Origin of the sequence: Achromobacter sp., assembly GCF_050285585.1 — a bacterium.
Taxonomy (GTDB): domain Bacteria; phylum Pseudomonadota; class Gammaproteobacteria; order Burkholderiales; family Burkholderiaceae_B; genus Achromobacter.
This window is the reverse complement of sequence record NZ_JBLZXF010000055.1, coordinates 1-17,616: the sequence shown is the minus strand read 5'-3', so window position 1 is coordinate 17,616 and position 17,616 is coordinate 1. Positions and strand designations below refer to the sequence as shown.

The window sequence follows — 17,616 nt, the reverse complement described above, 5'->3', positions numbered from 1 at the left end:
AAGTGGCGGGCCCCGAGGGGCGGTATGTGGGCCCCCTCCCTGGCCCTCCCCCCAAGGGGGAGGGGAGAGGACGTTGCTTCGCTCGTCCTTTCGGCTCGCTTCGCTTTGCCTGGCCTCTAGCCTGCTGTCGGGAGAGAAGGGCTGTGCCTTGTGCGTCCTTTCGGCTCGCTTCGCTTTGCCTGGCGCTTACCTTGGGATTCAGTGTTTCAGGTCGATCCAGGCGCGGGCTCGGGGGAAGTAGAGCGCGGCTCTGGCATTGCGGCCGTCCAGGGCGGTGACTTGCATGCAGTAGCGCAGCAATTGTTCGCCGTGCCGCTGGCGCATGCGCTGGGCGAAGGCCTCCGGCGATTCGCCGGGGTGCGGACGGCCGGTTTTGTAGTCGACGATGAGCCAGCCGTCTTCGGTGCTGAGCGCCAGGTCGATGACGGATACCTTGCCCGCGGCATCGATCAAGGGCCACTCGCGGCGCGCGCCGGACTGGGATAGCAGCCATAGGCCGCGCTCGTCGGCCAGGGTGGCCTGCAGCGTTTCCAGCACGGCCTCCGATGCCGCGTCCGCCTGGCTCGCGGGGATGCCGGCGCGGGTAAGCTGGCGGCGCATGGCGGGCAGGCGTTCGGCCAGGACAGCGGCCGGCCAGGCGTCCACGCCGTCCTGGCCGATACGGGCCAGCCAGGCGTGGGCCAGGGTGCCGATGGCCGCGTCGTAGCCGGCCTCCAATTGCCAGGCGGGATGCTCGCCGCCCTCGCCCCACACGCCGCGCGACGCGGTGGCGAAGCCCGGGCTGATGATCTCGTCCGCCAGGCGCGACAACTGCGCCAGCCCGGCGCTGTCCACGCGCCGCAGGGGCTCGCCCTGCCATTCCGGGCCGTCTTCGGCCTCGGGAGCGGTCTCCCCGTCCAAGGACGGCGGGACGGGCACATCGAGGCAGGGCCACAGCCGCCCCAGCAGGCTGGCCGCTGGCGGCGCCTTGACCTGGCCGCTGGCCTCGTCCACCGACAAATGGCCCACGAGGTGCAGGCGCTTGCGCGCCCGCGTCGCCGCGACGTAGAGCAGCCGGTCGACCTCATACGAGGCCCGGCGCGCCTCGCGCGCGCCCAGGTAGCGCGAGACCGGGTCGGCCTCGGTTTCCGCGCGCGGTTTGACCGGGCCGAACAGCACGCGGCCCGCGCTTTGCTCGAAGCGCACCAGCGGCGCCTGGTCTCCGCGCGGCGCGCGGTGCAGCCCGTACAGAATGACGGTTTCGAATTGCAGGCCCTTGGATTTGTGCATGGTCATGATCTCGACCGCGCCCTCGTCCTCGTCCGCGGCGTCCGGCGCGGCGAAAAGGCGGGCGATCCCCGCGTCCAGCGCGGCCGGGTCGATGGCGCCGTGCGGCGCCAGGCGCTCTACCAACTGGAAGAGGCTCTCCGCGTCGTTGGACACCGATACGCCCGAGTACAGGGCCGGCCCGCCCAGGCGGCGCCAAAGCGATTCCACCCAGGCCGCGAACGGCATGGCGCCCGAGGCGTTGCGCTTGTCCAGCAGAATGGCCGCCACCTGGCGCAGGCGCGCGAACTCGTCCGCGCCAAGCACGTCCTGCGCGGACGGCGCCTCGGACGCCTCGGGCGCGGCGGCATCGAACAGACTGCCCTGCGGCTCCGCGCCCGCCGCGGGAGGCAAGGCTGGCGGCGCGATCCGCAACGCGCGCTCCAGCAGCACAGGCACCGGCGTAATGTGATCGTCGCCAAACAGGCGCTGCAGGGACGTCAGCGTCAGGCCGCAATACGGCGCGCGCAGCACCGAGAGCCAGGCCAGGCGGTCGCCGGGATGGGACAGAGCTCGCACCAATTGCACCAGATCCGCGACCACCGGCCTCAATGCCAGCGGCACCAGATCCACCGCGCGGCAGCGGATCCCCTCCTGCGCGAGCCTGCGGGTCAGATTGCCGAGATGGCTGCGCGCCCGCACCAGCACCGCGACCGGATGCCTGGCGCCCTTGTGGTCGATCAGCGCCTGGCGCACCAGCGCCACCGCGATATCCTCGGCCTGCTCTTCCGCCGGCGCCGAGCCCTCGCGCGACCAGGCCGGGTGGAATCGCACTGCCGGATCCGGCAGCGCATCGTGAAAGGCGGTGGAGGGACTGTAAGCGATGGCGCCCGCCGCCGCGTCGCTGCGCCTGGGCAGCAGTTCCGCGAACGAGCGGTTGACCCAGTCCACGATGCCGGCCTGCGAACGGAAGTTGTCGGTCAGGTTGAGGAAGTCGGGCTGCAATTCGCCCACGCCGATCTCCGCGACTTCGAGGAACAGTCCCACCTCCGCCTTGCGGAAGCGATAGATGGATTGCATGGGATCGCCCACCAGGAACAGGCTGCGGCCGTCGCCGGCCTGCCAGCCGGAAGTCAGCGTGCGCAGCAGGTCCAGCTGGGTCTGGCTGGTGTCCTGGAACTCGTCGATGAGCAGGTGGCGGATCGATGCATCCAGCTTCAGCAGCAATTCGCCCGGATCGTCGGCGCTGCCCAGGGCGGCCGCGGCGCGTTGCGCGATCTCGATGAAATCCACTTCGCCCGTGTCGGCGAAGCGCAGCCGCAACTGCGCCACGGCCAGCGCCAGGGTCATCAGCTGCGCGCCCAGCACTTCCCATTGCGCGTCGGTGAAATGCGGAGCGGGAATGTCGCGCACCGCGTGGAGGCGGCGCACCCAGGGCGCCTGGGCGTCGGCGGCTTCCAGCCAGGCCACGAAGGGCTCCTTGTGCGCGCACTTGGCCGGGAAGCCCAGATTCTTGTTGACGGTCTTGCGCAAGGTGCCGGTGCCGGTCAGCAACAGGTGCGCCACGGCCCGCCACTGCTCCAGCACGCCGGCGTCGGGCAGCAGTTCCTCGGTCCAATCGAGCAGCGCCAGCAGCTTGTTTTCCTCTTCGCCATCCTGCAGATGGGCCGCGGCGAGCCGGGCCGGGCCGCAAAGCGCATCGGCCCAGCCCAGGGGCATGGCCGCGCAGAGCGCGTCCAGGTCTTCGCCGATGGCCTCGGCCAGCGTGGCCTCCATCGCCTCGCGGTCGGATCCGTGGCGCAGCAGCGGCAGCCATTGGTCGCGCTGCCCCAGCATGTCGGCAATGGCTTCCTTGGCCGCCTGCACGTCCACGTCCAGATGCTTGAGCAGGATGCGCACGGCCTCGTAATCGTCAGCCAGCTCCAGCGTGGCGCGCGCGGCGGCCTCGTAGTGGGCGCGCGCATCGTCGGTGATCTCGGGCATGCCGCCCAGCTCCGACAGCCAGGGCATGCTGCGCACCAGCCCCGCGCAGAAGGAATCGATGGTGCGGATGGCCAGGCGCGCCGGGTGTTCAAGCAGGTGCCAGCCCTGCTCCGCGTTGCGCGCGAGCGCGGCGCGGGCCAGTTCCCAGCTGCGGCGCTCGTGCATGGCCTCGGGCGGCCCCTCCAGACCGCGCCGCAGCTTGCTGAGCACGCGCGCGTGCATCTCGGAGGCGGCCTTGCGGGTAAAGGTGATCGCGACGATTTCTTCCGGCCGGTTCACCGTGGCCAGCAGCGCGAGGATCCGGTCCGTCAGCAATTCCGTTTTGCCCGAACCGGCCGGCGCCTGCACCAGGAACGAGCGTGTCGGGTCCAGCGCGGCGGCGCGTGCGGCGTGGTCGTGCGGTAGGCGTTCTTGCGGCAAGCGCTCTTGTTCAGCCATGGCTCATGCGTCCTCGTCGTCCAGATGCAAACGCAGGAACGGCAATGCATCGCAGTATTTCAGGTCGTCCCGGCGGTAGGCCACGTTGGCCGCATACCCCGCGACGTATTCATCGGCCAGCGCTTCGATCGCCACGCGCCAGCGCTCGCGTATCTGCGGCCACGACAGGCCGTCGAAGTACTTGCTCTCGCTGGCCAGGGTGACGCCCGGCATGCCGAGATCCTCGTCGGCCAGGCCTTGCGCGGCGATCTGCCGCGCATGGACCTGCGCCAGGACCAGGCCCGCCACGTCCCCGCCGGCGGCGTCCGCCAGCACCGAGGCGTAGAACGGCAACTGCACGTTCACGGGGCGGCTGCGCGACCAGTCGGGTTCTGGCTTGGCCGCGGCCACGCCGGTCTTGTAATCCACGATCACGTTGCGGCCATCGTCCAGGCTGTCGATGCGGTCGAGCCGCAATTTCAGGGTGAGCGCGCCGCGCTGCCACTGGTGGTTCTTTTCCACCTGCGCCACGGCGAACGGCAGGCGCTGGGCCTCCAGGTCCAGCCACGAAGCCAGTACCGCGTGGGCGCGCTGGCATTCCAGCGCCTTCAAGGCGGGCGAATAGTCCTGCAACTCTGCTTCCGCGGCCTGCGCCACCGCCTGCTCCAGCAGGGCGGACAGACGGCCGGCGGCCATGAGTTCATGCAGCGTTTCCTGGTCGGGCATCATGCCCCAGAGCAGTTCCAGCGCCTTGTGCAGGAACTGGCCGCGCACGTTCACCGTCGCGGCATCCGCATAGGGTGCCAGCTCGCGCCCGCCCAGGCGATGCCGCACGAATGCCCACAAGGGGTTGCGGGCCTGCGTATCGAGCACATCGAGGCCGCCGCCGCCCCGGTTGCCCGCGGCCAGCGGCGGGCCCTGGCCGTCGTCCAGCGATTCCTGGGGCAGCACCGCCACCGCCGCAGCCTCGGGCGGCGTCCATTGCGTCGGCGCCGCGGACGCGACCAAGGGCGACGGGCGAAGTTCGCGCTCGCCGTCCATGTGCGCATGGCTGACGATGATGTCGGGCGCGCAGCGGCACAGCGCGGCATACATGCCCTCCGCCCATTCGCGTTCGCGCTCCGGCGTGGCGCGCGGCGCCTTGGCCTGGCGCAGCACGGCCAGCGGCAGCAGCGGATTGGGCTTGGGCGACGCCGGCAGCACATCGTCCGTGAGGCCCAGGATCCAGACGCCGTCCCAGTAGCCGCCTTCCGCCTCCAGCAGGCCCAGCACGTCGAGGCGGGCCAGCGGATCGCGCTGCGGCTGGAACGAAGCGGACCGCGCCACGCTCTCCAGCAGTTTCACGGCGGCCAGTCCGCCCAGGCGCCCGGCGGCCGGCGCCAGGGCCGAAAAGCTGCCCAGCGCATCGCCCAACGCGCCCATCACTTGATAGCCCACGCTGTCGAGCACGGCTTCCCCGGGAAAGCCCAGCGCCGTCAAGGCGGCCTTCATGCGCAGCATCCAGACGTCGCACGTGGCCTGCCGGCCGCCCTGCGTCCAGATTTCCAGCGCCTGGTTCCAGGCCTGCGCCAACGGCGGGATGTCGGCAAGCAGCTTGCGCCACTCCTGCGGGCTCACGTGCAGACGCGCCTGCCGCCGCCAGCGCGCATCGATGGCGGCAAGCCGGGCGCGGTCGCGCACGTCGCCCGCGCAATGTCCGGCGAGCAAGGCCGCGCCCAGGACCGCCACGTCGCAGCCCTTGCCCGCCGCGCATTCGGCCAGGGCGCGCAGCCAGGCCAAGGCGGCGCGCGCCATCGGCCATTCGTTCAGCGGCCGGCCGACCGCGACGTTGAAGGCAAAGGCGGGCTCGCCGCCGTGTCCGGCCAGGGCCTGGCTCAATATCCGCCGGGCGAAAGGCGACTCGGCTTCCAGCTGGGGCGAGACGATGGCGTAGCGGCCGTGGGGATGCGCCTTCAGGCAGCCGGCCGCCCAGGCGGCCGCGGCGCGCCACTCCGCCCCCTGGTCCGCCGCCACGTACCGGCGCGCCGTGGACTCGGCCCGTTGCGCGTCGCGCCACTGCGCGACCTCGGTGCCCTGCGCTTCGAAAGCCCGCAGCAGCCTCCGGAAGCGCGGCGACAGGTCCGTGAAGCCCGCCAGCACCAACTGCCGGGGAGTGGCCAGACGCCCTTGTTCCAGCGCTTCCAGCACCCGCGCATAGCCTTGGTTGGCGTCCTCCGCATCGATGCCCGCCAGCGTGCGGCGATAACGTTCGCGCCACTTCGCGAAACCGCGGTATTCGTCGGTATCGGCGCCGGAGGGCACGTGGAGGTCCCATTCGTCCATGAGCAGGTCGGCGTCCATGGCCAGGCGCGCGGCCTGGCTGGCGTCCAGCAGGACGCGCTCGGCCTCTTCCGTCCTGATCGCCTCGGTCCACACCAACTGCGTGGCGAAACTGTCGAGCCGATAAGCCGGCACGCCGTCATCCGCCTCGAACGCAAGTTCGTTGGCCGATTCGGCCAGCCACGCGGAAAGCGGCAGGATGCGCGGAAGTTCGCTGACCTGGCGTTCCTGGCGCAGCAGGCCCGCCAGCTCCAGCGTCATCCGGCGCGAGAGACGGTTGTTCACCGTCAGCACCAGCGTGTCGGCGGCGGGCATGCCGCCGATATCCGGCAGCGATAGATCGGGATAGGAAGGCGATGTGTCCTGCATGGGCACCCAGAACGCCCGCCGGAGGCGGCGCGGCTATGACGGAGAAAAACACCGCCGTAGGATACCGCGAGCCGGCGGCGGAACAGGCGCGGGCCCCGGGTTCGCGCTAGAAGCCGCAGAGCGCCGCCAGGTTTTCCCAATGGATCTGCATATCGGGCGTGGTGTAGCCCCAGAACGCCAGCCCCAGCACCGCCGCGAGCGCCAGCACGCCGGCCGCGCGCCAGCCGCGGTGGCGGCGGGCGGCCGGCGTGGCGGGCGGCTTGGGCGTCATCGCGGCTCCTTGCTGGCGTCAGGCGGGAACCGGCTGGGCCACCGGCTGCTCCCGGACGGGCAGGCACAGCAGCGCGGCCATGATGGCCAGCACCACTCCCAGCCACCACACCATGTCGTAGTTGCCGGTCTTGGCATAGGCGTATCCGCCCAGCCAGACCCCGATGAAACTGCCGATCTGGTGGCCCAGGAAAACGATGCCGGAGAGGGTTGCCGCGTAGCGCAGGCCGTAGATCTGCCCGATCAGCCCCTGCGTGAGCGGCACGGTGCCCAGCCAGAACAGGCCCATCCAGGCGGCGAAGGCATACAGCACCCAGGGAGACAGCGGCATCCAGAGCAACAGGAGTATGCCGAAGGCGCGCATGCCGTACACCCCCGCAAGCAGGCGCTTCTTGCTGTACTTGCCGCCCAGCTTGCCGGCGTAGAACGAGCCCAGCACGTTGAACAGGCCGATCAGCGCGATGGCGGTGGCGCCCTGCCCCGCCGTCAGGCCGCCGTCGGTGACGTAGGCCGGCAGGTGCAGCGTAATGAAGGCCGTATGGAAGCCGCAGACGAAATAGCTCCAGAACAGGAAATGGAACGAGGGATGGCGCACGGCCTGCTTGACCGCGGAGGCCAGCGATTGCTGCGGGCCCGCATGGGCCTGGGGCCGGCCGCGCAGGAAATAGGCCAGCGGAGCGCCGCAAGCGACGAACAGCGACAGCACCCACAAGGCCCCGGTCCAGTCCAGGCCGCTGATCAGCATCTGGCCCGTCGGCACGACGGCGAACTGCCCCATCGAGCCGCCCGCGCTGGCGATGCCCATGGCCGTGCTGCGGTAGGCGGGCGGCACCGAACGGGCCACGACGGGCAGGATCACCGGAAAGGTCGTGCCCGCCTGGCCCAGGCCGACCAGCACGCCCGCGGTCAGGTAGAGCGTGGTTTCGTCCGTGGCGAACCGGGTGCCGATCATGCCCAGCATGTACAGCGCCGCGCCCAGGGCGATGGTGCGGCCCGAGCCGTAGCGGTCGGCCAGGATGCCCATGAAGATACAGGCCACGCCCCACACCAGGTTCTGCAGCGCGAAGGCCATGGAAAAGACCTCGCGGCCCCAGCCGTGGGCCAGGCCCATGGGCTGCATGAACAGGCCGAAGGTGGCGCGCACGCCCATGGCAAGCAGCACGACCAGCGTGCCGAGCACAATGGTGCGCATGGAAATCGTATCGGAATGGCTAGACATGAACCCGTGTCTCGTTGTTTTTGGGTTTCCGCCCCCTCCTCGGAGCGGTCCGGCTCAGGGGCCGGATCCATACATCATATACAAGTCCCCGATCGCCCCCGTCCCACCCGGCCGGGGCGGAGGGTCATTCCCGCCCGCGCCAGATGCTAGAATCCTGGTCTCAAATCCATGGGCTGCGCCGACGAATCCAGGTTCCCGGCGGCTCGCCCGGTCGGTTTGCATCGCCTCGCCGTAGTTAAATGGATATAACCGGCCCCTCCTAAGGGTCAATTGGTGGTTCGATTCCACCCGGCGAGGCCACCTCCGGCATCGGTTCCGATGCCCGCTCCTTCCCCTGTCTTTCCATGCCCGCCCCCCGCATTCAGCCAAATGAGGGTTAATCCGGGCTACGCTCACGCGCCAGGGGCCGTTAGCTTCTGACGACGCGTCTTGTGACGAATTGAAGCCACGTCAATATGTCACCGATATTTTTTTGAGCAATGATAGCGAATCGCCTTGCGCATCACTTGAAATTGCTGTTTAAATTCGACGCGTAAGCCTCTAATTCATCTGGACTTTTCCTGACCCGACGGAACGCCGGCTTAAGAAATACTTCTTCACAGACTGACAAGCCTGCTCAAACCATGGCATTTTCCTGGAAACGTGCGATTGCGAACGCGATAGCGCCTGTGGCGCTGGCGATGTGCGCGCTCCTGCCCCCCGCCGCGCAAGCGGCCAAGAATTCCGATCCCTGCAAGACCAACGCGAAGTCGTCGGCCTGCAAGGCGCAGCAAGCCAAGAAGGCGCCGGCCCCCAAGGCCAGCTCCGGCAAACAAACCGCTTCGGCAGGCAAGAAGGCCGCGCCTGCCGCCAAGAAGGCCCCGCCCAAATCCTCGTCCGGCAAGAAGGCCGCCGCCCCCAAGGGCGGCAAAGGCGGCAAGCAGGTCGCCGCCAGGGGCACGCCCTCCAAGAAGGGCGCCGCCGCGGGCAAAGGCGGCAAATCGAACAAGCCGTCGCGCGCGCAACGCGCCGCCGCCGCGGCAAGCGCCGCCGCCATGCCGCCGCCGGCCTCCTCGGTGCGCGCCGAGGTTGCGGCCCTGCGTTCCAGCACGGCCTACGTGCAAGACCTGGAAACTTCCACGGTCCTCTTCGCCAAGAACGAAAACGTCGTGCGCCCCATTGCTTCCATCTCGAAGCTGATGACTGCCGTCGTGGTGGTGGACGCCAACCTGCCCATGGACGAGATGCTGGAGATCACCGACGACGACGTCGACGGTCTCAAGCACACGACCTCGCGTCTGCGCGTGGGCACCAAGCTTTCCCGCGGGGACATGCTGCACCTGGCCCTGATGTCCTCGGAAAACCGCGCCGCCAACGCGCTGGGCCGCCACTATCCGGGCGGCCTGCCCGCCTTCGTGGCCGCCATGAACGCCAAGGCCCGGGCGCTGGGCATGACCAGCACGCACTTCATCGAGCCCACCGGCCTGTCCAGCGACAACGTCTCGTCGCCGCACGACCTGGCCCGCCTGCTGCGCGCCGCCTCCCAGCGTCCTCTGATCCACCGCTATTCCACCGACACGGAGTACGAGGTCGAGATCAACAACCGCACGCAGACGTTCCGCAACACCAACCTGCTGGTGCGCAAGCCCGATTGGGACATCAAGGTCTCCAAGACCGGCTACATCAACGAAGCCGGCGAATGCCTGGTGATGCTGGCCCGCATCAATGGGCGCGACCTGGCCATCGTGCTGCTGGATTCCCAGGGCAAGCTTTCCCGCATCGGCGATGCCGTGCGCATCCGCCGGATCGTGCAAAACGAAGTGGCGCTGGCCTCGATCCAGTCGGGCGGCTGAACGCCCTGCCGCGCTTGCGCCGTGCGCATGTAAAAACCCCCGAAGGTTGGATCTACGTCCAATTTTCGGGGGTCAGTTCATCCATCGGGCCCTTTCTTTTTATGCGGCTCGGCGCTTCGGCCGCAGCGGCTGCGCGTCGTATAGCGAGGGAGGCAGCCCTTCCAGCACGGCCTGTGCGTTGAGCGAGCGGATCGGCACGGCGGCGTCCAGGGGAATCCTGCCTTCGGCCTGCAAGAGCTGGTAGCGCAGGCAGCAGACCCGCAGGAACGAAGTGAAGTTGGCGGCCTCGCCGCGGTACTCGACCAGCTCGTCGTACAGGCGCTCGATCAGTTGCGTCACACGCATACCGTCGCGGCCCGCGATCTCTTCCAGCACCTGCCAGAACAGGCGTTCAAGCCGCAGGCTCGTGGCCACGCCGTGCAGGCGCAGGGACCGGGTTTCCGGCGTGTAGGACTGCTCGCTGGCGCGGATGAAGATTTCACACATGGGAGATCCTGGAGCTCTGGGCAAGGCGATGGCCGGGACCGGGACGCCTACGGCCCACTGTACGCCGTTTGGCCGCGCCGCGGCAAGGCGGCGCGGCGGACGGCGGCGCGCGCCCTTCCCCCGATTCTGAAACCACACGTTTCCGTCCCGCCGTCTTTCCCCGCCCATTGATATAAATCATGGTCGGGAAAGCGCACGCGTTCGAGGATATGAGAGTGATCTGACTTCGGAGGTAGTGATGGAAAAAACCATGAAAGCAGCGGTTGCACGAGCATTCGGCAAGCCTCTCGCAATCGAAGAAGTCGCGGTGCCGCGCCCGGGTCCGGGCGAACTCCTGGTGAAGATCGAAGCCTGCGGCGTGTGCCATACCGACCTGCACGCCGTCGAGGGCGACTGGCCCGTCAAGCCCAATCCGCCGTTCATTCCCGGCCACGAGGGCGTCGGCCACGTCGTTGCGGTGGGAGCCGGCGTCACCCACGTGAAGGAAGGCGACCGCGTCGGCATTCCCTGGCTCTATTCGGCCTGCGGGCATTGCGAGCATTGCCTGGGCGGCTGGGAAACCCTGTGCGAACAGCAGCAGAACGCGGGCTACTCCGTGAACGGCGGCTTTGCCGAATACGCGCTGGCCGCGGCGGATTACGTGGGCCTCCTGCCCAAGAACGTCGGTTTCGTCGAGATCGCGCCCGTGCTGTGCGCAGGCGTCACCGTCTACAAGGGCTTGAAGATGACGGATACCCGCCCCGGCAACTGGGTGGTGATCTCCGGCATCGGCGGACTGGGCCACATGGCCGTGCAATATGCGAAGGCCATGGGCCTGAACGTCGCCGCGGTGGACATCGACGACACCAAGCTGGATTTCGCCCGTCGCCTGGGCGCGGAGGTCGCGGTCAACGCCAAGACAACGGATCCGGCCGCCTATTTGAAACGCGAGATCGGCGGCGCGCACGGCGCGCTGATTACGGCGGTATCGCCCAAGGCGTTCGAGCAGGCGCTGGGCATGGTGCGGCGCGGAGGAACCGTGGCGCTCAATGGCCTGCCGCCGGGGGACTTCCCGCTGTCGATCTTCGACATGGTGCTCAACGGCATCACCGTGCGGGGCTCCATCGTCGGCTCCCGGCTGGACCTCCAGGAATCCCTGCAATTCGCCGAAGAAGGCAAGGTGCACGCCACCGTCGCCACCGAAAGCCTGGAGAACATCAACGACGTTTTCGACCGCATGCGCCGCGGCCAGATCGAGGGCCGCGTCGTGCTCGATTTCGCCTGACCGCGAGGGGCCTGCTTGCCCCCCAAGAAGGCAAAATGCCCCCTTGGGGGGCAGCGGCGCGTCGCGCGCCGCGTGGGGGGATTGTCCAGACCCGGTCTCAGGGAACGATCTTCGTTCCCAGGACGGCCAGGAACTGCGACATCCAGGCCGGATGCGCGGGCCATGCGGGCGCCGTCACCAGATTGCCGTCGGTATAGGCCTGGTCGATCCCGATCTCGGCGTAGGTGCCGCCGGCCAGGCGGACCTCCGGCGCGCACGCGGGATACGCCGAGCACGTGCGCCCCTTCAGTATCCCGGCCGCGGCGAGCAGCTGCGCCCCGTGGCACACGGCGGCGATGGGCTTCTTGGCCTGGTCGAAGGCGCGCACGATGTCCAGCACCTTTTCATTCAGCCGCAGGTATTCGGGCGCGCGCCCGCCCGGGATGACCAGGCCGTCGTAGGACGAAGGCTCGACGCGGTCGAAATCGTAGTTGAGCGCGAAATTGTGGCCGCGCTTTTCGGTATAGGTCTGTCCGCCCTCGAAGTCATGGATGGCCGTGGCGACGGTATCGCCCGCCTTCTTATCGGGGCATACCGCATGCACCGTGTGCCCGACCGCCAGCAGTATCTGGAACGGCACCATGGTTTCGTAGTCTTCGGCGTAGTCGCCGACCAGCATCAACAAGCGCTTGCTCATGAGAGTCTCCTTGGGAATGGGCGGGGGCACCGGTTCAGCGCCCGGGGGGGCCGGGTTCCGGTTTTTTGTAGCCTTATTGTGGCCCCGCCCTCGGTCCGGGAGGTGGTAACGGGATACCGCAAGCGCCCTGCCCGGCGCTACGGCTCCAGCGCGACGGACACGGCTTTCGCGCCCAGCAGGCCGACCAGCACCTTGGGATCGATCCCGATCAGGTAGCCGCGCCGGCCGCCGTTGATGTAGACCACGGGATAGTCCAGCATCTCCGCCTCCACCCAGACCGGCATCTTCTTGCGCGTGCCGAAAGGCGACGTGCCGCCCACCTGATACCCGGAATGGCGCTGCGCCACCTCGGGCTTGCAGGGCTCGACCTTCTTCAGGCCCGCCTGGCGGGCCAGGTTCTTGGTGGAGACTTCCCGGTCGCCATGCATGACGATGATCAGCGGCTTGGCCGACTCGTCCTCCATGATCAGCGTCTTGACCACCGCATGCGGGTCCAGGCCCAGCTGGCGCGCGGCCTCGCCGGCGCCGCCGTGGTCTACGTATTCGTAGGTGTGTTCCGTATAGGCCACCTTGTGCTGCTTGAGGAACTGGGTGGCGGGCGTTTCTGACACGTGGCGGGCTTTGCTCATGGAAAATGCGGGACGGCTGAAAAATGGATGGGGACGATCGCGGCGCGGCTAGCCGCGAGGATGGTGCGCGGCGTGCAAGGCCTTCAGGCGCTCGCGCGCGACGTGCGTATAGATCTGCGTGGTGGAGATATCGGCATGGCCCAGCAACATCTGCACCACGCGCAGGTCCGCGCCGTGGTTCAGCAGGTGCGTGGCGAAGGCATGCCGCAGGACGTGCGGCGACAGGGGCGCCCGGACGTCCGCCAGCAACGCATATTTCTTGACCAGCTGCCAGAACGCCTGGCGCGACATCGGTTCCGCCCGGCCCGTGATGAAGAGCGCGTCGCTGACGCGGCCCGCCAGCAATTCCGGCCGCCCGGTCTTCAGATAGCGGTCGATCCAGTGGGCCGCCTCCGCGCCCAGGGGCACCAGCCTGTCCTTGCCGCCCTTGCCCAGCACCACGCGCACCACGCCTTCGTTCAGGCTCACGTCCAGCGTGCGCACGCCCACGAGCTCGGACACGCGCAAGCCGGTCGCGTACAGGGTTTCCAGCATGGCGCGGTCGCGCAGGCCTCTGGCCTGTTGCAGGTCGGGCGCGCGCAGCAGGGCGTCCACCTGCTGCTCGGAGAGCGTCTTGGGCATGCGCGGCGGCTGCTTGGCCGCGACGAGGGTGAGGCACGGATCGCGCTCGCAACGGTGTTCGCGCAGGGCCCAGGCGTAGAAGCGGCGCAGCGCGGCCAGCCGGCGATTGGCCGTGGTGGCCCGCGTTTCCTCGTGGCGGAAGGCGAACCAGGCCTCGATATCGCCCTTGCCGGCCTCGCGCAAGGCCTTCGCGGGCCCGGCGGGCAGCGCATGGCCGTGCGCGGCGTCGCCGTGCCGGTCGGCCATTTCCCGGGCGTAGGCCTCGGGGTCCTCCAGCCAGCGCGCAAAGCCGGTCAGGTCGCGCCGGTACGCGGCCAGGGTGTTGGCCGACAGGCCGTCCTCGAGCCATACGGCGTCGATGAAAGCGTCGATGTCGGCCTGCGAGGCGAGCGGCGATCGGGTGTCGGGCATGATTGGGGGGATTCTACGGCTCAACGCTCGCCCACGCCCGCGGCGGCAGCCTTCAGCCAGCTCTCGAAGAGTTTCAGCGCCTCGGAGCGTTCGCTGCGCAGGGGATATCCGAAGTAATAGCCCTGGCTGACCGCCAGCGCCTGCGGCACCGGCATCGCCAGCGTGCCCTGATCCAGCGCCGGTTGCGCCAGGAAGCGCGGCATCAGCCCGACGCCCAGCCCGGCCTGCACCGCCGCCATCACCATGGTGAAGAGCTCGTAGCGCGGGCCGCCCGCGGCCTGCGGCCCGTACAGGCAGCCGTTGGCGCCATACCATTGCCGCCAGGCATCCGGGCGCGAGGCCAGGTGCAGGTGGGTCATGCCGGCCAGCGCGCTGGCGCCGGGCTCGGACGCGCGCGCGGCGAGTTCGGGCGCGCATACCGGCACCAGCTCGCGCTCGGGAAACAGCAGCACGCCCTGGGTGCCGGGCCACAATCCGTCGCCGTGGTACAGCGCGCCATCGAAGGGCTGGTCCTTGAACTGGAAGGGCAGCGTGCGCACGGACAGGCTGACGGTGATGTCGCCGTGCTCGCGCTGGAAATCGGCCAGGCGCGGAATCAGCCACGTCGTGGCCAGCGTGGGAACCACGGCAATGTGGATGCTGCGCCCCATGCCGGTGCGGCTGACCAGGCCGAAAGTGTCTTTCTCGATCTGGTCCAGATGGTGCCGGATGCGGCCCGCGTACTCCGCCCCGTGGTCGGTCAGCACGATGCGCCGCCGCACCCGGGTGAAAAGCTGCACCCCCAGGCGGGCTTCCAGGCTGGCGACCTGGCGGTAGACCGCGCTGTGCGTCAGGGACAGTTCCTCGGCCGCGCGGGAAAAGCTGCCCAGGCGGGCCGAAGCTTCGAAGGCCTGCAAGGCGCTCAGATTGGGGATGCCGTTTCTCATGGAGCGGGAACCATGCCGCAGCCGGGCTTGCCGCCGGGCTCCAGGGCCCGGCGCTTACCGCGGCGCAACAAGGCGTGTCGTGCCGGTGGGTCAATAGATTGTGCAATTTTATCAATTGCATTGTGCGATCGAGGAACATTATGCTCGGATGTCCTAACCTCGGCTCATCATGACTACCACCCCCATGTCCCAGCAAAAATCCCGCCTTGGCGGTCACATCCTGGTCGACCAGCTGGTTGCGCAGGGCGTCAAACATGTTTTCTGCGTTCCCGGCGAAAGCTATCTCGCGGTGCTGGACGGCCTGCACGACGCGGACATCAAGGTCACGGTCTGCCGCCAGGAAGGCGGCGCCGCCATGATGGCCGACGCGCACGGCAAGCTGACCGGGGAGCCCGGTATCTGCATGGTCACCCGCGGCCCCGGCGCGTCCAACGCGCTGGCCGGCGTGCATATCGCCAAGCAGGACTCCACCCCGATGATTCTCTTCGTCGGCCAGATCGAGCGCGGCATGCGCGAGCGCGAGGCCTTCCAGGAAATGGACTACCGCGCCGTGTTCGGCACGCAGGCCAAGTGGGTCACCGAGATCGACCAGGTCGAACGGATTCCCGAGCTGATTTCGCGCGCCTTCCACGTCGCCACCTCGGGCCGCCCGGGTCCCGTCGTCATCGCCCTGCCCGAAGACATGCTGGTCGAAGCGGCGGCGGTCGCCGACGCGCCCCGCTACGAAGTGATCGATTCCGCGCCCTCCGCCGGGCAACTGGCCGACCTGGAAAAGCTGCTGGCGCAAGCCAGGAATCCGGTCGCCATCCTGGGCGGCACGCGCTGGGACGCCCGCGCCGTGCAGCAGTTCGCCGATTTCGCGCAGCGCCACGCGCTGCCCACGGCGGTGTCTTTCCGCCGCCAGATGCTGTTCCCCGCCGACCACCCCTGCTTCATCGGCGACGTGGGCCTGGGCATCAATCCCGCCCTGCTCAAGCGCGTCACCGAGGCCGACCTGGTCCTGCTGGTGGGCGGCCGCATGTCGGAAAGCCCCAGCCAGGCCTACACCCTGCTGGACATCCCCGTGCCGAGGCAGAAGCTCGTCCACGTGCATCCCGACGCCGCCGAACTGGCGCGCGTCTACCGCCCCACGCTGGCCATCAACACCTCGCCCGCGGCCTTCGCGCAGGCGCTCGCCGGCCTGAAGGCCCCCGCCAAGCCCGCCTGGGCCGAGGGCACGCAGGCCATGCGCGAGTCGTACCTGAAATGGAGCGATCCCGCCCCGGTCACGACGCCCGGCGCGCTGCAGATGGGCCAGGTCATGGCCTACCTGGAAAAGACGCTGCCCGCTGACGCCATCATGACCAACGGCGCCGGCAACTACGCCACCTGGCTGCACCGTTTCCACCGCTTTACCCGCTACGGCACCCAGCTGGCGCCCACGTCGGGCTCCATGGGCTACGGCCTGCCGGCGGCCGTGGGCGCCAAGCGCATCTGGCCCGACAAAACGGTCGTGTGCTTTGCCGGCGACGGCTGTTTCCTGATGCACGGCCAGGAATTCGCCACGGCGGTGCAGTACGACCTGCCCATCGTGGTGGTGCTGGTGGACAACGGCATGTACGGCACCATCCGCATGCACCAGGAAAAGCACTACCCCGGCCGCATTTCCGCGACCGCGCTGAAAAACCCCGACTTCGCCGATTACGCGCGCGCCTTCGGCGGCCACGGCGAACGCGTCGAGAGCACCGAGCAGTTCGGGCCGGCCTTCGAACGCGCGCTGGCCAGCGGCAAGCCGGCGATCCTGCATTGCTTCATCGATCCGGAAACCATCACGCCGACCACGACCCTGGAAAAGATCCGCGACGCGGCCCTGAAGGCGCAGCACTGACACGGAAGGAACGCGGCGGGCGCCGGCGGCGCGCATGACGCGCGCCGCGCAACCCGCGGCTTGCCGTTCCATTTATTTTAGGTTTAAACTTTCTAGCATTCCGAACACGGAAATACATAGCGGAGACCCAGCATGTCCTCGAATCCTTCCTTTCACTGGCAAGACCCCCTGTTGCTGGACCAGCAACTGACCGAAGAAGAACGCATGGTGCGTGACGCCGCCTACGCCTATGCGCAGGACAAGCTCGCTCCGCGCGTGCTGAACGCGTTCCGCAACGAACAGACCGACCCGGCGATCTTCTCCGAAATGGGCGAACTGGGCCTGCTGGGCGCCACCATCCCCACCGAATACGGTGGCGCCGGCCTGAACTACGTCAGCTATGGCCTGATCGCGCGCGAAGTCGAGCGCATCGATTCCGGCTACCGCTCCATGATGAGCGTGCAGTCGTCCCTGGTGATGGTTCCCATCAACGAATTCGGCAGCGAAGCGCAAAAGCAGAAGTACCTGCCCAAGCTCGCCCGCGGCGAATGGATCGGCTGCTTCGGCCTGACCGAACCCAACCACGGTTCCGACCCCGGCGGCATGGAAACGCGCGCGGTCAAGACCGCCGACGGCTACAAGCTCACCGGCAACAAGATGTGGATCACCAACTCCCCCATCGCCGACGTCTTCGTGGTGTGGGCCAAGTGCGTCGGCGGCGACTTCGACGGCAAGATCCGCGGCTTCATCCTGGAAAAGGGCATGAAGGGCCTGTCGGCCCCGGCCATCCACGGCAAGGTCGGCCTGCGCGCCTCGATCACCGGCGAAATCGTCATGGACGAAGTGGAAGTCTCCGACGAGCAGATGATGCCCGGCGTGTCCGGCCTGAAGGGTCCGTTCACCTGCCTGAACTCCGCCCGCTACGGCATCGCCTGGGGCGCCGTCGGCGCCGCCGAGGCCTGCTGGCACACCGCCCGCCAGTACACCCTGGACCGCAAGCAGTTCGGCCGCCCGCTGGCCGCCAACCAGCTGATCCAGAAGAAGCTGGCCGACATGCAGACCGAAATCACGCTGGCCCTGCAAGGCTGCCTGCGCCTGGGCCG

At 68.5% G+C, this 17,616-nt stretch carries 13 protein-coding genes and 1 tRNA gene; 5 read left to right on the top strand and 9 right to left on the bottom strand.

Annotation, left to right across the window (positions count from 1 at the left end):
• Positions 1–198: 198 nt before the first annotated feature.
• From ACN6PJ_RS29830 to ACN6PJ_RS29815, 4 genes are all read right to left on the bottom strand, one after another.
• Positions 199–3,666: a UvrD-helicase domain-containing protein gene (locus ACN6PJ_RS29830; RefSeq protein WP_427999292.1), complete on the bottom strand. Its 3,468-nt coding sequence runs from the start codon at positions 3,664–3,666 to the stop codon at positions 199–201.
• 3 nt (positions 3,667–3,669) lie between these two features.
• Positions 3,670–6,333 (bottom strand): PD-(D/E)XK nuclease family protein, encoded by a 2,664-nt coding sequence (locus tag ACN6PJ_RS29825; protein ID WP_427999291.1) that lies wholly within the window; start codon positions 6,331–6,333, stop codon positions 3,670–3,672.
• Positions 6,334–6,439: 106 nt separating this feature from the next.
• Positions 6,440–6,604: a hypothetical protein gene (locus ACN6PJ_RS29820; RefSeq protein WP_427999290.1), complete on the bottom strand. Its 165-nt coding sequence runs from the start codon at positions 6,602–6,604 to the stop codon at positions 6,440–6,442.
• An 18-nt stretch (positions 6,605–6,622) separates the two neighbouring features.
• Entirely contained in the window at positions 6,623–7,822 is a 1,200-nt protein-coding gene (locus ACN6PJ_RS29815; RefSeq protein WP_427999289.1) for an MFS transporter, read from the bottom strand.
• Between the two features lie 225 nt (positions 7,823–8,047).
• Here ACN6PJ_RS29815 and ACN6PJ_RS29810 point away from each other — a divergent pair.
• Together ACN6PJ_RS29810 and pbpG are read left to right on the top strand one after the other, a co-directional pair.
• A tRNA-Arg gene (locus tag ACN6PJ_RS29810) sits at positions 8,048–8,122 on the top strand.
• A 323-nt stretch (positions 8,123–8,445) separates the two neighbouring features.
• Positions 8,446–9,654, top strand: coding sequence for a D-alanyl-D-alanine endopeptidase (pbpG, locus tag ACN6PJ_RS29805; protein WP_427999288.1), 1,209 nt, complete (start codon positions 8,446–8,448; stop codon positions 9,652–9,654).
• 99 nt (positions 9,655–9,753) lie between these two features.
• On the opposite strand, the gene ACN6PJ_RS29800 is transcribed toward pbpG, so the two are convergent.
• A complete protein-coding gene (locus tag ACN6PJ_RS29800) occupies positions 9,754–10,140 on the bottom strand; it encodes a ribbon-helix-helix domain-containing protein (protein WP_427999287.1) in 387 nt (128 codons plus the stop codon).
• Between the two features lie 238 nt (positions 10,141–10,378).
• On the opposite strand from ACN6PJ_RS29800, the gene adhP reads away from it, so the two are divergent.
• Positions 10,379–11,404, top strand: a complete 1,026-nt coding sequence (gene adhP / locus ACN6PJ_RS29795; protein WP_427999286.1) for an alcohol dehydrogenase AdhP — start codon at positions 10,379–10,381, stop codon at positions 11,402–11,404.
• A 97-nt stretch (positions 11,405–11,501) separates the two neighbouring features.
• Here adhP and ACN6PJ_RS29790 read toward each other — a convergent pair whose 3' ends face one another.
• From ACN6PJ_RS29790 to ACN6PJ_RS29775, 4 genes are all read right to left on the bottom strand, one after another.
• Complete coding sequence (locus tag ACN6PJ_RS29790) at positions 11,502–12,080, bottom strand: DJ-1/PfpI family protein (RefSeq protein ID WP_427999285.1); 579 nt, start codon at positions 12,078–12,080, stop codon at positions 11,502–11,504.
• A gap of 137 nt (positions 12,081–12,217) precedes the next feature.
• Entirely contained in the window at positions 12,218–12,709 is a 492-nt protein-coding gene (gene ybaK / locus ACN6PJ_RS29785) for a Cys-tRNA(Pro) deacylase (RefSeq protein ID WP_427999284.1), read from the bottom strand.
• Positions 12,710–12,757: 48 nt separating this feature from the next.
• Positions 12,758–13,741, bottom strand: coding sequence for a site-specific tyrosine recombinase XerD (gene xerD / locus ACN6PJ_RS29780; protein ID WP_427999283.1), 984 nt, complete (start codon positions 13,739–13,741; stop codon positions 12,758–12,760).
• Between the two features lie 20 nt (positions 13,742–13,761).
• Complete coding sequence (locus tag ACN6PJ_RS29775; protein WP_427999282.1) at positions 13,762–14,667, bottom strand: LysR substrate-binding domain-containing protein; 906 nt, start codon at positions 14,665–14,667, stop codon at positions 13,762–13,764.
• A 184-nt stretch (positions 14,668–14,851) separates the two neighbouring features.
• On the opposite strand from ACN6PJ_RS29775, the gene ACN6PJ_RS29770 reads away from it, so the two are divergent.
• Together ACN6PJ_RS29770 and ACN6PJ_RS29765 are read left to right on the top strand one after the other, a co-directional pair.
• The gene (locus ACN6PJ_RS29770) at positions 14,852–16,534 is read left to right on the top strand and encodes a thiamine pyrophosphate-binding protein (RefSeq protein ID WP_427999293.1); all 1,683 of its coding nucleotides are present in this window, start codon (positions 14,852–14,854) and stop codon (positions 16,532–16,534) included.
• Between the two features lie 132 nt (positions 16,535–16,666).
• The coding region (locus tag ACN6PJ_RS29765; RefSeq protein ID WP_427999281.1) for an acyl-CoA dehydrogenase family protein at positions 16,667–17,616 on the top strand (950 nt) is incomplete at its 3' end.

Coding starts and splice junctions, on each gene's coding strand:
- ACN6PJ_RS29830 (WP_427999292.1), bottom strand. CDS start 3,666: ATGGCTGAACAAGAGCGCTTGCCGCAAGAACGCCTACCGCACGACCAC.
- ACN6PJ_RS29790 (WP_427999285.1), bottom strand. CDS start 12,080: ATGAGCAAGCGCTTGTTGATGCTGGTCGGCGACTACGCCGAAGACTAC.
- ACN6PJ_RS29770 (WP_427999293.1), top strand. CDS start 14,852: ATGTCCCAGCAAAAATCCCGCCTTGGCGGTCACATCCTGGTCGACCAG.
- ybaK (WP_427999284.1), bottom strand. CDS start 12,709: ATGAGCAAAGCCCGCCACGTGTCAGAAACGCCCGCCACCCAGTTCCTC.
- adhP (WP_427999286.1), top strand. CDS start 10,379: ATGGAAAAAACCATGAAAGCAGCGGTTGCACGAGCATTCGGCAAGCCT.
- ACN6PJ_RS29825 (WP_427999291.1), bottom strand. CDS start 6,333: ATGCAGGACACATCGCCTTCCTATCCCGATCTATCGCTGCCGGATATC.
- pbpG (WP_427999288.1), top strand. CDS start 8,446: ATGGCATTTTCCTGGAAACGTGCGATTGCGAACGCGATAGCGCCTGTG.
- ACN6PJ_RS29815 (WP_427999289.1), bottom strand. CDS start 7,822: ATGTCTAGCCATTCCGATACGATTTCCATGCGCACCATTGTGCTCGGC.
- ACN6PJ_RS29820 (WP_427999290.1), bottom strand. CDS start 6,604: ATGACGCCCAAGCCGCCCGCCACGCCGGCCGCCCGCCGCCACCGCGGC.
- ACN6PJ_RS29800 (WP_427999287.1), bottom strand. CDS start 10,140: ATGTGTGAAATCTTCATCCGCGCCAGCGAGCAGTCCTACACGCCGGAA.
- ACN6PJ_RS29775 (WP_427999282.1), bottom strand. CDS start 14,667: ATGAGAAACGGCATCCCCAATCTGAGCGCCTTGCAGGCCTTCGAAGCT.
- xerD (WP_427999283.1), bottom strand. CDS start 13,741: ATGCCCGACACCCGATCGCCGCTCGCCTCGCAGGCCGACATCGACGCT.